A 12,785-nucleotide genomic window follows, 5' to 3' on the forward strand; every position below is an offset into this window, starting at 1 on the left:
TGCGAATTTCTGATCCATAAACGACACTAGAATCATAAACTTGCTAGTGTCCTGATCGAATCCGAAGTTCGCTCTGAGCTCGCTGCAAAGTACAGCGAACTTCGGATTCGGGACACTAGTGTCGTGGATCAGAAATTCGCGCCATCGTTGCCGCGAGTCCATCGTGCGAGTTTCTGATCCATAAACGACACTAGAATCATAAACTTGCTAATGTCCTGATCGAATCCGAAGTTCGCTCTGAGCTCGCTGCAAAGTACGGCGAACTTCGGATTCGGGACACTAGCGACAAGCTCTGCAACATCGAACTGTCGGAGTGACTTCATGGGCCTACGGATCAACCGCTGCGTCGAACTCTTGGCGCAGAACCAGGCGATCTATTATGACGGTCCGCACAGCGGACATGTGCTGACCTATGAGCAAGGTCGCATCGATGCCGGTACCTGGGCCGATTACATGAATGTCGGCATGGAGCACGGCTGCTTTGATATGACCGGGCTTGCGGATTACATCCGCGGCATGGTCGATGCTGGGCCGACACGGTCGGGTCACCGCGCGCCGACGGTGATCGTCGAGGCACCCGTGAATGGAATCGACGCAGCGCATGTGCGCTACAACGCCTGGCAATTTCGGCAGATCCTCGGCCGCGGGGTCCACGGTATCCTGCTGTGCCAGGCGGAAAGCGCCGACGCAGTACGCGCGTTCGTGGAATCCTGCCGCTATCCGCACAACACCATCGGTGTTGATCCCGCGATCCCGTCGCCGATGGCCCGGATGCAGGGAGCGACGCGCGCCAAGGAAGGTGGCATGGATCCCGCCGATCGCAAGCTGCTCGGCGTCGGCACCCGGGGGCGTGGATCAGAAACCACTGCGGCGCCGATTTGGGGACTGTCGACAGAGGACTACATGGAGCGTTGCGATCCTTGGCCGCTCAATCCCAAAGGTGAGCTGTTGCTCGGCGTGAAGCTGGAAAGTCCCGAAGGCGTCGCCAACTGTGAATCGATCCTGGCGGTGCCAGGACTCGCATTTGCCGAGATCGGTCCGGGCGACTTAAGTCTTTCGCTTGGCTACCGCACGATTCCGCGCGAGCCTTTTCCGCCGGAAATGCAGGCGGCGCGCGATCGCATCCTCGCGGCCTGCCGCGAGAATGGCGTAGCTTTCCTTCAAAGCTGCACGGTGGACAACGTGACCGTTCGGATCGACGAAGGAGTGCGGGTGATTGCGGGACATAGCGAGGCATCCGCACGTAAGGGTCGCGCCCACCAGAAACGGACCTTGCCCGTCTAAAACGTCATCCAAGCGAGCCACGACCGTGTCGCGCCCGGCGCCTTTTGCCGAGCCACACGACCAACCGCCGCCGCCATCGGCGAACGCGTGGAATATCGATCGACAGTATTGTCAGTGCAGGCGGCAGCAGGATAAATCCGGCAGGCGGCAGGACGCCACGAATGACAAGAGCGATGCCGAGCGCGATGCGGACGGCGCGGCGCTTGGGAATACGAAGGCGTCTCTTGCCGATGCGCAGGTAGGCCGGCGGCGCCTCACTCGTGCTCGGCGTCATCGGGCACCGCCGCTCCGGCGAGAGCGAGACTTGCAAGACGCTCTGCCTCCTCGACCGTCGCCACGACCCGGAAACGCAGCCCGAAGGTTGCAGCGATTGCCGCACCCTGCACGCGTTTCAAGAGACGGATCGCCTTGTTTGGTTCGACGGCGAAGATTCCGCTGCACTTCGCAGCGAGCCGCGCCTTGTTGGCTTTCAGGAAGACCGTACGCAGCTTCCTATCCGCCTGATCTTCGTCTTCCACCGAATTCGGGAAGATCATCACGAAGGATCGATTCTGACTGAGGAGCGCTTCCAGCTCCCTCGCCCACGTTAGTCCGTAGCCGTGCGGCAACCCACGGCCGTGCAATACCACAACCGGAAAACGCGACAGGTCGTGCAGTTTGAAATCCTCTCGTCTCATGACGCGCTCCTGTTACCCGGCCGTTCAGAACTGAGCCGTCGCGCCGGCGCCGATGAGGCGGCCCTGGTCGACACGCACGGATTGTGTCGTCGGGCCGAAGCTCTGTCCGAATGCCTCGTAGCGCTCATCGAACAGGTTGTTTGCAAAGACGTAGGCGCCAAAGTTCTGACCCTTCCAGCCCAGCTTGCCATTGACGATGCCATAGGATGGAAGGTCGAAGGTGTTGGCGACGTCCGCTGCGCGGGTGCCGACGAACTGATAATTTGCACGGAAGAAAAAGTTGCCGGCCAGCCCGACGGACTCGGCCGAGACCTGATACTGGAATCCGAGATTGGCCGTCAGCGCCGCGACGTTCGGGACACGCGCACCATTCTTCGCACCCGTCGCACTTCCGATTGGGACATTCACCAGCTCGGCCTCGGTCACGCCGACACCACCGAACACTTCGAATCCGGGTGCGACGCGGACGGCCGCTTCTACTTCACCGCCCCACGATTGATAGTCGAGCGTCGCCACCGTAAAGGCCGCTGCAGGAACATTGAACACGAACAAATGTCCGTTCTTCACATCGTTGAAGAACAAGGCCCCGGTCAGCTTCAATCGATGGTCGAACAGTTCGGACTTGAAGCCGGCCTCATAGGTCCAGCTTGTTGAGGCGGCGAACGGGACTTCGGGCTTGCCAAGCGGATTGTTCACAGAATTGGCGGGAAAGCCGCCCGTCACATAGCCGCGAGCGACCGTCGCATAGGTCATGAAATCCGGGGTCCAATCCTGGCTCAGGCCAGCGCGCCCGGTGAGGAAATCGTCAGTCAGGCTGAGATCTTGTGCGTAACTCGGCACCGTGCCTGGCGTGCCGACGCCGCGGTAGCGGTAGAAGGCATCCTTCTCCTCATGCGTCGCTCGCAGGCCAAACGTTCCCTTCAAGGCGCCGACGATCGGAAAGGTCGCTTCGCCGAACGCGGCGTAGCTGTTGGTCGCAAAATCATTAGCGCGATTGCCGGTGGCGGTCGCGAAAGCCGGAGTGACCGAACGCGCATTACCGTCGAGCGCGACCTCCGTGCGAAAGAAGTTCAGACCTGCAGTCCAAGCGACCGAGCTGTCTTTCGATGCCGACAGGCGTAGTTCCTGCAGCCAGGTGTTCTCGTTGATGCCGATACTGGCGAGGTCTGCGCCGGGCACGCTAAAGACCGCAGGCGGCAGGCCGGTCAGCTTCGAAAACACAAGAGAGTCAGTCAAATCCGACAGCTGGAGCGACGTGGTGTGCTGGAAGTTTGAGACCGATTCAAAGACCATCGATCCGAAATCGTGCCGGATCTTCAGATTATAGTTTTCGCTCTCACGATTCACTTCGTTGCGCGGATCGATGGCACTGACGGGAAAATCCACAGCGCCCCGCAGCAGCCAGCGCGGCGCCGTGTCGTCGTCCTTGGCGTACGACCCACGAAACGTGATAGTCGTGCGCTCGCTTGGCGCGAAAAGGAGACTGCCGCGGAAGGCGCCGACCTGCGTCGCCGCATCATTGCCACCGAGCAGGATGTTCGGAACGTCGCCGCCGAAGTTCGAATATCGCAGCGCTACGCGTCCGGCGAGGACGTTGGGAATTAACGGCGAATTCGCGATCAGCTCGCCAGTGCCATGCGTGCCCCACTCTCCGGAGAGAGAGAACGAGCGATCAAATGTCGGAAGGCGCGAGATGATATTGACCGCACCGCCTTGCGCATTGCGGCCGAACAGGGTGCCCTGCGGGCCGCGCAGCACCTCGACACGCTCGGTGTCCAGCAGGTTCGGCGCGATGCCGTAAACCGATTGCGGCGCTTCATCGACGTAGAACACCACAGACGTGTCGTCCGGCGACACCGGCGACAGCGATCCGACGCCGCGAATGTTGCCGAGGTTGGATGACTGTCCACCGAGGTCGACGAAATTGAAATTCGGCACCGAACGGGCGAGGTCCGCATTGGAGCGGATCTTGGAGAGGTCCTCGAGCTGCGCGCCTTCGACGTTGGTCAGGCTGATCGGCACATCTTTCTCGGCTTCGGGCCGCTTGCGCGCCGTGACCGTGATCTCGTCGAGTTGAACCGCCTGTTGAGCGAAAGCAGGACCAGGCAAAACTCCCGACGAGATTGCCACCAGTGCCCCAGCCGTCGAAATGGCCCGACGCCGATACACGGTATCCGTCCCCTTCCGGCTTCCAGCACGCTCGCTCGTCATCGCTCACCAATTTACTGACTGCTTGACCAGTCACCACTGACCGGTTGACCTGTCAAGATCAAATTCGTAAGCAATTTAGAATGCTTAGAAGGTGAGAGATGAAATCGGGCGAGTCCGCAATCGCACTACATCCCGGGCGGCAGGCCATCCTTCAGGCGGCCAGGAGCGAGTTCGCCAAAGCCGGGTTTCACGGCGCGAAGATGCGTGAGATCGCGCAGCGCGCCGGGGTTTCGCAAGGCCTGTTGCACCATCATTTCCAGGGCAAGGAAGGGCTCTGGAACGCAGTGGGCGAGCAAGCGTCTGCTGAATTTCTGGCTTATGTGTCCGGTGTTGTCGCGCAAGACACGCTCGATTCACAATCGATTCCGACCGCGATCCGGACCTATTTGCAGTATTGGCGTGATCATCCTGACGCCTTCAGGATCAATTTGTGGCGCCTGCTTGATGGTCCTACAGACGAACGAAAATCGCGCTCGCGCAGTCTGAACGAACGGGTGGTTCCGCTCATCAAACAAGCGCAGCAATCGGGCTTTCTGCGCACCGATATGCCGACCGGCGTGGTGCTCTGCATTGCCGGCGCCTTGGTCCAGTTCTGGCTGCACAACCGGATTGAAATGCAGGATGCGATCGAGATCGGTGGTGAGGAGATGCCCGATGACGAGACCTTCATTCACCACATCATGCAATTGATCCAGAGACCGACATCCGATGCATCAGTTGTGAAGGGTCCGAAGACGGACTAGTGTCGTGGATCAGAAATTCGCGCCATCGTTGCCGCGAGTCCATCGTGCGAATTTCTGATGCATAAACGACACTAGAATCATAAACTTGCTAGTGCCCTACGGGCGGGCAGCGTTGTAGAACTCCACGTACATTCTCATCGCGCCGAGCGGCTCGACCTCATGTGGTTGATCAGGCCGGACAATGCCAGGTTTGCCAGGCGTGAGCTCAATTTCACATGGCGGTTCTGCCACGCGATACAGAAGACGGCCCTCGATGACATGGATGAGCGCCCAAACGCCGGGCTTCGTTCGGTGCGCACGACGAAGCCCGGCGGGCAAGGTATCCTGATCGAACACCGGGGTCCGCTTGTACGCCTTCAGACCCGATGGCAGGCTGCTCATCGCGCGACGCGCACTTCGTCATCGAGTTCGGGACGCCGGAGCCGCTCGCCCTTGCGGAGCACCCTGCCGTTTGCTCCAGCGACACCAAGCTCCAAACTCTCCGCGATCCTGCGCGCGCGTTCGATGAAGTGATCCGCGGCCTTGGACGAACAGAGATCGCGAGCGGTTGCCTCGAACAGCTCGAGCCATCGATCGAAATGGCGCGCATCGACCGGCAGCGGAAGATGTTTCGGCATTGGTTGGCCGTGATAGCGGCCGGTCATCAGGGCGACCGACGACCAGAAGGCGCACATGCGTTGAAGGTGCGGCTCCCAGTCAGCGATGCGGGCAGCGAAGACAGGGCCGATAAGTGCGTCCTGACGGACGCGGGCATAAAATCCGCGCACCAGGCGATCGATCATGGCCTCATCGATCCCGGTCTCGGCCTGAATCTCCGCAGTGAGTTCGGCGCGGCGCTGGCTCACCGATGTCACGGGGATCGTCATGGCCTGGCCTCACTCGTTTGTACATCTGCCAGCAGACGCTTCATGCGCCGCATGGAGCCGGGATTCTTGACGAGGTCGGCCAGAGAGTAGCGATCGAGCACGCCGAGAAATGCCTGCAACGCCTCCTCAAGCGGCCCGCGCAAGCCGCAGGCCGGCGCCACGATGCAGCTATTACGGACATGATCGAAGCATTCGACCAACGCGAAACTGTCCTCGGTCGCACGCACAATGGCACCGAGATTGATCGATCCGGCCGGCCGGCCAAGTCGCAGGCCACCGCCTCGACCGCGCAGACTGTCGATGAGGCCGGCCTGGGCAAGGGTTTGCACCACCTTCATCAGATGATTGCGGGAGATCCGGTATCGCCGCGCGACCTCTTCGATTGTGTGATTGTCATCCGGCTCCATTGCGAGCAGCATAAGCAGGCGTAGCGCGTAATCGGTGTGGTGGGTCAGACGCATCTTGGCTTCCGCTCCATAAAGAGGTATTCGATATACCTCTTTATGGAGCACCGACAAACTACGGAAGGATACGGAGCGTTGCGAACGTGACGGATGTGGACGACAGGCGGAACTGGAACATGGTGGTCGCCGTCCTCGCACTGGTGTGGGCCGGTCTTGTGATCGGCGTGTCCGGGCTGGCGACTCCGGTAAAGTTCAACGCGCCGTCGCTGACCTTGCCGGTCGCGCTCGATGTCGGCCGCGTCACTTTCAATCTGCTCGCGCGGGTCGAATGGGGACTTGCGACAGCACTCGTTTTGAGCGGAATCGCTGCGCGAGTTTCCTATTGGCGATGGCTGCTGATCGCGCTCGTGGTGGCCATCGTTCTGGCCCAGTCGTTCTGGCTTCTGCCGGCACTCGATGCCCGCGTATCGGCCGTGATTGCTGGGACACCACTACCGCCGAGTTCGCTGCACGGCTGGTACGTTGCCGGCGAAGCCATGAAGATCGGCGCATTGACACTCATCGGCCTTGGCGCGCTGTGGCGTGTTCGCCGCGTTCGCTAAACGTCTAGCAACCCGCGCTTCAGAATTCCACGCGGTCGACCGCTCAGCTCCCGTCGTATTCCGCCCAGCACATCGGCGTCTCGTAGACCCGCACCGCGGCCAGTTGCGGCAATGCGACCTTGGCGCGGCTCCAGATCCAGACAGCGATATTCTCTGCGGTCGGGTTCTCAAGTCCATCGATCTCGTTCAGGCAATGGTGATCGAGCCGGATGAGCAGTGGTCCGAACGCCTGTTCGACGTCGAAGAAATCCACGACGAAACCGCTCTTCGGGTCGACAGGACCCTCAAGCTGCAATTCAACACGATAGGAATGCCCGTGCATGCGATGGCAACGGTGAGTTTCGGGTACGTTCGGCAGGCGGTGCGCCGCCTCGAAGGTAAAGGCTTGAGTGATCCTCATCGAATTCCGATTGTCTTGTGCGTCTGGAGGCTGAGCCGCCATTGCGGATGAGCCAGACAGTAAGCGATGGCCCGCTCGGTGTTTTCGGCGGCTTGCGGCCCGTCCATGGGCTGCAGCGAGAAGCGCTCGAAGGGGAGATCCGCATAGCGGTCGGGCGGTGCATCGTTCTGCGGATAGACGAGCTTGAGCTCATGTCCGCGGTTGATTTTGAGCTCCGTTTTTCCTTTCGGGCTGACGCAGATCCAGTCCAGTCCAGCGGGCGCTTCGACCGTGCCGTTCGTTTCGACAGCGATCTTGAAGCCGCGCTCGTGCAGCGCCGCGATCAGGGCCTCGTCCACCTGCAAGAGCGGTTCGCCGCCGGTCAGGACGCAAAAGCGCTCTCGCTCTTCCCCGACCCATTCGGCCTCGATAGTCGCGGCCAGATCGTCCGCGCCGCGATAGCGGCCGCCTTTCGTGCCATCCATGCCGACGAAGTCGGTGTCGCAGAACTGGCATTGGGCACTGTCGCGATCCGCCTCGCGTCCTGACCATAGATTGCAGCCGGCGAAACGGCAGAACACCGCCGCACGGCCGACCTGAGCGCCCTCGCCCTGCAGCGTCAGGAAGATCTCTTTTACCGCGTAGCCACTCACGCCATCACTCCAACGCATGGTTCGATCGACAGGTTCGCTCGCTTCAGCCGGTCGGGGTTTCGCTGCAGGGCCACGAAAGGACGATTGCCGGAAACAAGCTGTGCGCGGGATGATCGCGCGATCGGCAACTCTTAATCCAGAAATCCCGCGCACACTCAAGTCATCGTCAATTGACGGCGTCCTGACCGGTTCCCGTTTTGGTCGCATGGCCCCGCATTGAGCCCACTGCCCTATATAATGAGCCTTTTCGGATCCATGATTCAAAAGTTGTATTTCTGCACCCCGGCGGAATAGCATTGGTCAGAGAGAACGAGGATCGAATCATGCCGCCCCCGGCGCGCTATAAGAGCACCGCCGATTTCGTGACCGCTGAGATACGGCGCCTCATCCTGTCCGGGGAGCTTCCCGCCGGAGCTCGCGTCGATCAGGAGGAGTTGGCGGATCAGCTGGAGGTGAGCCGGCACCCGGTGCGCCAGGCGATTGACCGGCTGGGAGAGCGCGGTTTCGTCATCCTCCATCCCCATCGCAGCGCGATCGTTGCCGAGATTTCGATCGCCGACATGGAGGAGTTGTACGGCGCACGTCGCATCGTTGAAGACTGGGCTATCCGCGAATCGTGGAAGCGCTCAGCGCCAGTGACAGAGGCGGACCTTGAGCCATTCTTCAAAATTCTCGACACCGTTGATCCCGCAGCCGATCTCGACACCTTTATGGCGGCCAACCGCGACTTCCACCTTGCAATGTACAAGGGTTGCGGCAACCGCCACGTGCTGCGGACGATTACCAGCCTGTTCGATCTCTCCGAAAGATATCAGCGCGCTGCGCTTTATCACTCGCCGCGACAGGACACGTCGAAGCGCGATCATCGCGAGATGATGCAGGCTGTCGCTGCGGGCGATCGGGACCGCTTGCTCACACTGGCGCACAGCCACAATGATGGCACACAGGCGATGGTTCGCGCTCACCACCAGATAACATCGGCCGGCTAGCGCTAAGCGTTACGCCACGCCATCCAGGACCGCGCCCTGATCGCGAAGAACGCCTCGAAGGCGCATGATACCGACCGCACGCATCTCCGCTCTGTGGTTCTGGTTGACCGCGAGCGCCGCAAGCGTGCCTGCGGCCTGGCCCATCGCCATGCAACCACCCATCACGCGCGCCGAACCATGCGCTGCGCGATCTGCCGAAAGGCATCTTCCCGCGACCGCGACATTTGCCAACCCCTTCGGCAATAGGCTGCCGATCGGAATGTCATACGAGCCACCATCTCTCACAGGAATCCGAATCTGCCCCGTTCCATCCTGATGGATGTCGATATGGTGGCAGCCTTTGGCAACGCCATCATCCCGCTTGCGCGCTTCGAAAACATCGTCGCGCGTCAACACATAGTCGCCGACGATCCGGCGCGTTTCACGGATCCCGACGCGCGGCGCTAACCCTGACAGCGAAGCGTTTTCGAATCCCGGTACGTTCTTCTGCAGAAAGGACGCGCACTGACGAACCTGCCCGACCAGCGAGCGCAGCGCCGCGCTCAAGGCCTCCGGGCGTGTCGGATCAGACAAGGAGACGCGCGTGGTGTTGATGCAGACTTCCTTCCGTGCAGCAGATGTCGGCTGCATCATGATGAGAGCGGTCCTGTGCAATTCGCCACGCTCGATCGCAGGCGCCAGAAACGGGCCGTCCCCTTTCAGGAAGATGCACGGCTGACCCTGATCATAGATCGCCTGCGCCAATTGGGCGTCCGTTCGCCCGGCACGGATCGTCTCGCTTTCGCCAACCGCCAGGTACTCCGGATGATCGCGCACGAAAGAGAGGAGCGGCTGGTTCTCAACGCCAGCCATGCGGAACATCATCGAGACCGGCTGCGGCGGTCCATCATCGTCGTGAGGCAGCATCTGCGCGCCGCCCATGAGGCAAAGATCAGCGTCGCCCGAACAGTCGATGAAGATTTTCGCCGACAGCAGCGTCCGTCCATTCTTGTTGCGAACCACAACGCCTTCGATGCGATCTCCTGATTTCACAACGTCATCGGCAAACGTGTAGAGCAGCACGTCGACGCCGCAGTCATAGACGACCTGCGCGATCGCGATCTTGAGAATTTCCGGATCATAAGCGACGTATTGAATCAGGCGAAAATCGTTCAACCGCTCAATGAAACCGCCCATTTCACGGCATTCCTTAAGCAAGTCGTTGACGACGCCGCCAACGACCCATTCGCCGCGGGCATTCAGCGCTCCGTCAATCGTCATACCGGTGAGGAGCTCGCCACCAATCATCGGGCCGGCTTCAACGAGGCACGTCTTCGCACCGTTGCGCGCGGCCGCAACTGCTGCCGCAATCCCCGCACTGCCGCCGCCGACAACGACGACGTCATATTTCCTCGTATCCATCGTGTTATCCGTCCTCCAATTTCATGCTGCGCGGCGACAGCTTCTGGAAAAGCCGATCAGGCGCTTCGCTCAGGGAGCCGCGACGTCGCCGCCCCTCGCCGGCATCGACTTGTGCGAAATGATCGTCCGCAAGACGCGAGACTTGGCGGGCGCCGTCATTGTCTACTCGGCGGTTACGCCGGCGGCCTTCACGATCGGCCCCCAGCGCGCAATCTCGCTCTTCACGAAGGCGGCGAACTCTTCCGGCGATGAACCCACGCTTTCGGCGCCAAGCGTCTCCAGCCGCTGGAGCATGTCGGGCGTCTTCAGGGCCGTGATGATGCCGTTGTTGAGCTGACGGACGATGTCCGGAGACGTCTTCGCCGGCGCGAACACGCCATACCAGGCGGAGGCATCGAAGCCTGCAACACCGGATTCGGAGATCGAGGGCACGTTCGGCAACAACGGTGAGCGGGCTTTCGTGGTCACAGCCAGCGGTTTGAGAGCACCTTCCTTGATGCTGGGAAGCAGCGAAGCCATGTCGCCGAAGGAAAGTTGGATCCGCCCGGTCAGGAGGTCCGGCAGCATGGCCGCTGCGCCACGGTAGAAGACTTGCTGGAATTTGGTGCCCGTCATGCTCTCGAACAGGAGACATGCAAGGTGTTGCGAAGCACCCTTGCCGGCCGAACCATGATTGAGTGCTCCAGGCTTCTCCTTTGCGAGCGCGATGAGTTCTGCGACGTTGGCCACGGGAAGAGCGGGATGGATCGCCAGCACCATCGGCAATCGCGCGACCTGCGTCACCGGCGCGAAATCGGTTTCGATATTATAGGGCATGTTGGCGAACAGGCTGGCATTCACGGCATTTGTGCCGATCGCTCCCATCAGCAGTCGGTAGCCGTCCGGCGGTGCCGTGGCGATCGCTGCAGCGCCGACATTTCCGCTGGCGCCGAGGCGGTTCTCGACAATGACGGGCTGGCTCCAGCGCTCGTGCAAGCGCTCGGCAATGAGCCGCGCGAGCACGTCGGTCGCCCCACCTGCAGAGAAGGGTACGACAATCGTGATCTGGCGGTTTGGGTACGCTTCTGGCGCACCGGACGCAGGGCTGAGCCTTCCCGAAACGGCGAAAGTCATCAGCAACGGCGCTAATCCGGCGACGAACGTCCTTCGGCTGCAACATCCCAAGGATGCTGGCGAGAATTGGATATCGGATTTTGGATCCATGATTTTGTTTTTTAGACAAAGTTTTCGCCGGATACAAGGGCGGACGACGAGGTTTCATCGCTTTTGAGCTCCCGACCCGCTTCACGCGCTTGCTCGGCCCATCCAGGCGAACGTGAACGAGGCGCAGGCCGAGGCATGCTCGGCAGCTTGCACCCGAGCGATAAGAGCTACCGGCGTTAGGGCTTGCTCGCGCGTCTCGCAATTGTTGCGGGTCGTCCAGCAGAGCCCCGATCCGCGGGGTCATAGCCAAAAAGAGTCGGTTCCAATTGAACCTGACCTTCGAGGCGCCGCCCAATGCACACGGCTGCCAGCGGTGCCGGCAAGCACCTCGGAGCTGGATCAAGACAGTTCGTTACGGCGAAGACGACACGTTCGCGAACAGCAATCGTGGCGGGTTCACATGAGACGTCGAGCCTTTATTTCACTGGTCGGTGGCGCGATCGCGTGGCCGTTGGTCGCGCGCGCAGATAAATCATTCGGCCGCCGTCGCGTTCTCTGGATTTCGACCGACTCCCAGCCGGATCCGTTCCTTGATGGATTTCGGGAAGGACTCCACAGCAGAGGTTATGTCGAAGGGCGCAATGTCGTGCTCGATGTCCACTATTCGCAGGGCAATCCCGGCGCATTGCGGCGGATGATCCCTGAGTTGGGCAGCGGGAGCATAGATCTTGTTGTCTCGAGCGGCCCCGCAACGCGTGCCATCAAGGACGTGACAAGCGTCCCCGTTCTTTTTGCACTGAGCGGCGATCCGATCGAATTAGGGCTCGTCAACAGCCTGGCCCAGCCGGGCGGCAACTTTACGGGCAGCACTTTTCTTTCCCTGGATCTGGCGGGAAAGCGGGTCGAGTTGCTCAAGGAGATACTGCCAACGCTTCGCAAGCTGATTGTCCTCTCGAACACGGACCATCCGGGCGAACAATCGGAATGGTGCGCGACGCGACGGGTCGCTCACGCGCTGCGGATCGAACCGATCTATGTTCCGTTCAAGGGTGTGCATGAGCTGCATAACGCACTCGCGGCGGCAGGCAACGCTCGCGCAGAGGCAATGCTTGTCTTCCCTGATGCCGTCACGATGGTGCACCGGGCGCGACTCGCGGAATTTGCGGTGACACACCAATTGCCATCCATGTTTGGATGGAGCGAGTACTGCGACGCAGGCGGATTGGTGAGTTATGGCGCGAACCAGCGCACGACCTACTTTGGGCTGGCAGAGTATGCCGATCGCATCCTGCGCGGCGAAAGGCCTGCCAATCTGCCAGTCCAGCAGCCGGCGGAATTTGAACTGACGGTCAATCTCAAGACGGCTGAAGCCCTCGGCATCGATTTGGTCGCCTCTTCTTTCCTGTTCCGAGCCAACAAGGTGATTGAATGAG

Annotated in this window: 15 protein-coding genes; 5 read left to right on the forward strand and 10 right to left on the reverse strand. The window is 60.7% G+C overall.

Annotation, left to right across the window (positions count from 1 at the left end; genetic code table 11):
• Positions 1-321 precede the first annotated feature (321 nt).
• Entirely contained in the window at positions 322-1,284 is a 963-nt protein-coding gene (locus tag RCO31_RS31650; protein ID WP_308972339.1) for an aldolase/citrate lyase family protein, read from the forward strand.
• Positions 1,285-1,288: 4 nt separating this feature from the next.
• Here the strand turns inward: RCO31_RS31650 and RCO31_RS31655 are convergent, their stop codons facing one another.
• The 3 genes from RCO31_RS31655 to RCO31_RS31665 are packed head-to-tail and all read right to left on the reverse strand — an operon-like array spanning position 1,289 to position 4,130.
• Positions 1,289-1,558 carry a hypothetical protein gene (locus RCO31_RS31655; protein WP_308972340.1) on the reverse strand — a complete coding sequence of 90 codons (270 nt, stop codon included), beginning with the start codon at positions 1,556-1,558 and terminating at the stop codon, positions 1,289-1,291.
• On the reverse strand, positions 1,539-1,961 hold the full coding sequence (locus RCO31_RS31660) for a hypothetical protein (protein ID WP_308972341.1): 423 nt from the start codon (positions 1,959-1,961) through the stop codon (positions 1,539-1,541). The genes RCO31_RS31655 and RCO31_RS31660 overlap by 20 nt, the downstream gene beginning before the upstream one ends.
• A gap of 24 nt (positions 1,962-1,985) precedes the next feature.
• Positions 1,986-4,130, reverse strand: a complete 2,145-nt coding sequence (locus RCO31_RS31665) for a TonB-dependent receptor domain-containing protein (RefSeq protein ID WP_308972342.1) — start codon at positions 4,128-4,130, stop codon at positions 1,986-1,988.
• Between the two features lie 140 nt (positions 4,131-4,270).
• Here RCO31_RS31665 and RCO31_RS31670 point away from each other — a divergent pair, with 140 nt between their 5' ends.
• Entirely contained in the window at positions 4,271-4,915 is a 645-nt protein-coding gene (locus RCO31_RS31670) for a TetR/AcrR family transcriptional regulator (protein WP_308972343.1), read from the forward strand.
• 96 nt (positions 4,916-5,011) lie between these two features.
• Here RCO31_RS31670 and RCO31_RS31675 read toward each other — a convergent pair whose 3' ends face one another.
• From RCO31_RS31675 to RCO31_RS31685, 3 genes are read right to left on the reverse strand one after another with little or no spacing between them, the layout of a single operon-like run.
• Positions 5,012-5,296: a DUF1971 domain-containing protein gene (locus RCO31_RS31675; protein WP_308972344.1), complete on the reverse strand. Its 285-nt coding sequence runs from the start codon at positions 5,294-5,296 to the stop codon at positions 5,012-5,014.
• Complete coding sequence (locus RCO31_RS31680; RefSeq protein WP_308972346.1) at positions 5,293-5,781, reverse strand: group III truncated hemoglobin; 489 nt, start codon at positions 5,779-5,781, stop codon at positions 5,293-5,295. Before RCO31_RS31680 ends, RCO31_RS31675 begins: the two co-directional genes overlap by 4 nt.
• The gene (locus tag RCO31_RS31685; RefSeq protein WP_308972347.1) at positions 5,778-6,242 is read right to left on the reverse strand and encodes an Rrf2 family transcriptional regulator; all 465 of its coding nucleotides are present in this window, start codon (positions 6,240-6,242) and stop codon (positions 5,778-5,780) included. The genes RCO31_RS31680 and RCO31_RS31685 overlap by 4 nt, the downstream gene beginning before the upstream one ends.
• 86 nt (positions 6,243-6,328) lie before the next feature.
• Between RCO31_RS31685 and RCO31_RS31690 the strand changes: the two genes are divergently transcribed.
• Positions 6,329-6,787, forward strand: coding sequence for a hypothetical protein (locus RCO31_RS31690; protein ID WP_308972348.1), 459 nt, complete (start codon positions 6,329-6,331; stop codon positions 6,785-6,787).
• 43 nt (positions 6,788-6,830) lie between these two features.
• Here the strand turns inward: RCO31_RS31690 and queD are convergent, their stop codons facing one another.
• Both queD and queE read right to left on the reverse strand, forming a co-directional pair.
• Positions 6,831-7,187 carry a 6-carboxytetrahydropterin synthase QueD gene (gene queD / locus RCO31_RS31695; RefSeq protein WP_308972349.1) on the reverse strand — a complete coding sequence of 119 codons (357 nt, stop codon included), beginning with the start codon at positions 7,185-7,187 and terminating at the stop codon, positions 6,831-6,833.
• Positions 7,184-7,819: a 7-carboxy-7-deazaguanine synthase gene (gene queE, locus RCO31_RS31700; RefSeq protein ID WP_308972350.1), complete on the reverse strand. Its 636-nt coding sequence runs from the start codon at positions 7,817-7,819 to the stop codon at positions 7,184-7,186. Before queE ends, queD begins: the two co-directional genes overlap by 4 nt.
• 323 nt (positions 7,820-8,142) lie before the next feature.
• On the opposite strand from queE, the gene RCO31_RS31705 reads away from it, so the two are divergent.
• Positions 8,143-8,808 carry a GntR family transcriptional regulator gene (locus RCO31_RS31705; protein WP_308972351.1) on the forward strand — a complete coding sequence of 222 codons (666 nt, stop codon included), beginning with the start codon at positions 8,143-8,145 and terminating at the stop codon, positions 8,806-8,808.
• 9 nt (positions 8,809-8,817) lie between these two features.
• On the opposite strand, the gene RCO31_RS31710 is transcribed toward RCO31_RS31705, so the two are convergent.
• Both RCO31_RS31710 and RCO31_RS31715 read right to left on the reverse strand, forming a co-directional pair.
• Positions 8,818-10,209, reverse strand: coding sequence for an FAD-dependent oxidoreductase (locus RCO31_RS31710; RefSeq protein WP_308972352.1), 1,392 nt, complete (start codon positions 10,207-10,209; stop codon positions 8,818-8,820).
• A 162-nt stretch (positions 10,210-10,371) separates the two neighbouring features.
• Positions 10,372-11,322 carry a tripartite tricarboxylate transporter substrate binding protein gene (locus RCO31_RS31715; protein WP_308972353.1) on the reverse strand — a complete coding sequence of 317 codons (951 nt, stop codon included), beginning with the start codon at positions 11,320-11,322 and terminating at the stop codon, positions 10,372-10,374.
• Between the two features lie 403 nt (positions 11,323-11,725).
• On the opposite strand from RCO31_RS31715, the gene RCO31_RS31720 reads away from it, so the two are divergent.
• The gene (locus RCO31_RS31720; RefSeq protein ID WP_308972354.1) at positions 11,726-12,784 is read left to right on the forward strand and encodes an ABC transporter substrate-binding protein; all 1,059 of its coding nucleotides are present in this window, start codon (positions 11,726-11,728) and stop codon (positions 12,782-12,784) included.
• Position 12,785: the final 1 nt, after the last annotated feature.

The sequence above is a fragment of the Bradyrhizobium sp. LHD-71 genome (genome assembly GCF_031157255.1).
In the GTDB taxonomy this organism is placed as follows: domain Bacteria; phylum Pseudomonadota; class Alphaproteobacteria; order Rhizobiales; family Xanthobacteraceae; genus P52-10.

Coding starts and splice junctions, on each gene's coding strand:
- RCO31_RS31650 (WP_308972339.1), top strand. CDS start 322: ATGGGCCTACGGATCAACCGCTGCGTCGAACTCTTGGCGCAGAACCAG.
- RCO31_RS31655 (WP_308972340.1), bottom strand. CDS start 1,558: ATGACGCCGAGCACGAGTGAGGCGCCGCCGGCCTACCTGCGCATCGGC.
- RCO31_RS31660 (WP_308972341.1), bottom strand. CDS start 1,961: ATGAGACGAGAGGATTTCAAACTGCACGACCTGTCGCGTTTTCCGGTT.
- RCO31_RS31670 (WP_308972343.1), top strand. CDS start 4,271: ATGAAATCGGGCGAGTCCGCAATCGCACTACATCCCGGGCGGCAGGCC.
- RCO31_RS31675 (WP_308972344.1), bottom strand. CDS start 5,296: ATGAGCAGCCTGCCATCGGGTCTGAAGGCGTACAAGCGGACCCCGGTG.
- RCO31_RS31680 (WP_308972346.1), bottom strand. CDS start 5,781: ATGACGATCCCCGTGACATCGGTGAGCCAGCGCCGCGCCGAACTCACT.
- RCO31_RS31685 (WP_308972347.1), bottom strand. CDS start 6,242: ATGCGTCTGACCCACCACACCGATTACGCGCTACGCCTGCTTATGCTG.
- queD (WP_308972349.1), bottom strand. CDS start 7,187: ATGAGGATCACTCAAGCCTTTACCTTCGAGGCGGCGCACCGCCTGCCG.
- RCO31_RS31705 (WP_308972351.1), top strand. CDS start 8,143: ATGCCGCCCCCGGCGCGCTATAAGAGCACCGCCGATTTCGTGACCGCT.
- RCO31_RS31710 (WP_308972352.1), bottom strand. CDS start 10,209: ATGGATACGAGGAAATATGACGTCGTCGTTGTCGGCGGCGGCAGTGCG.
- RCO31_RS31715 (WP_308972353.1), bottom strand. CDS start 11,322: ATGACTTTCGCCGTTTCGGGAAGGCTCAGCCCTGCGTCCGGTGCGCCA.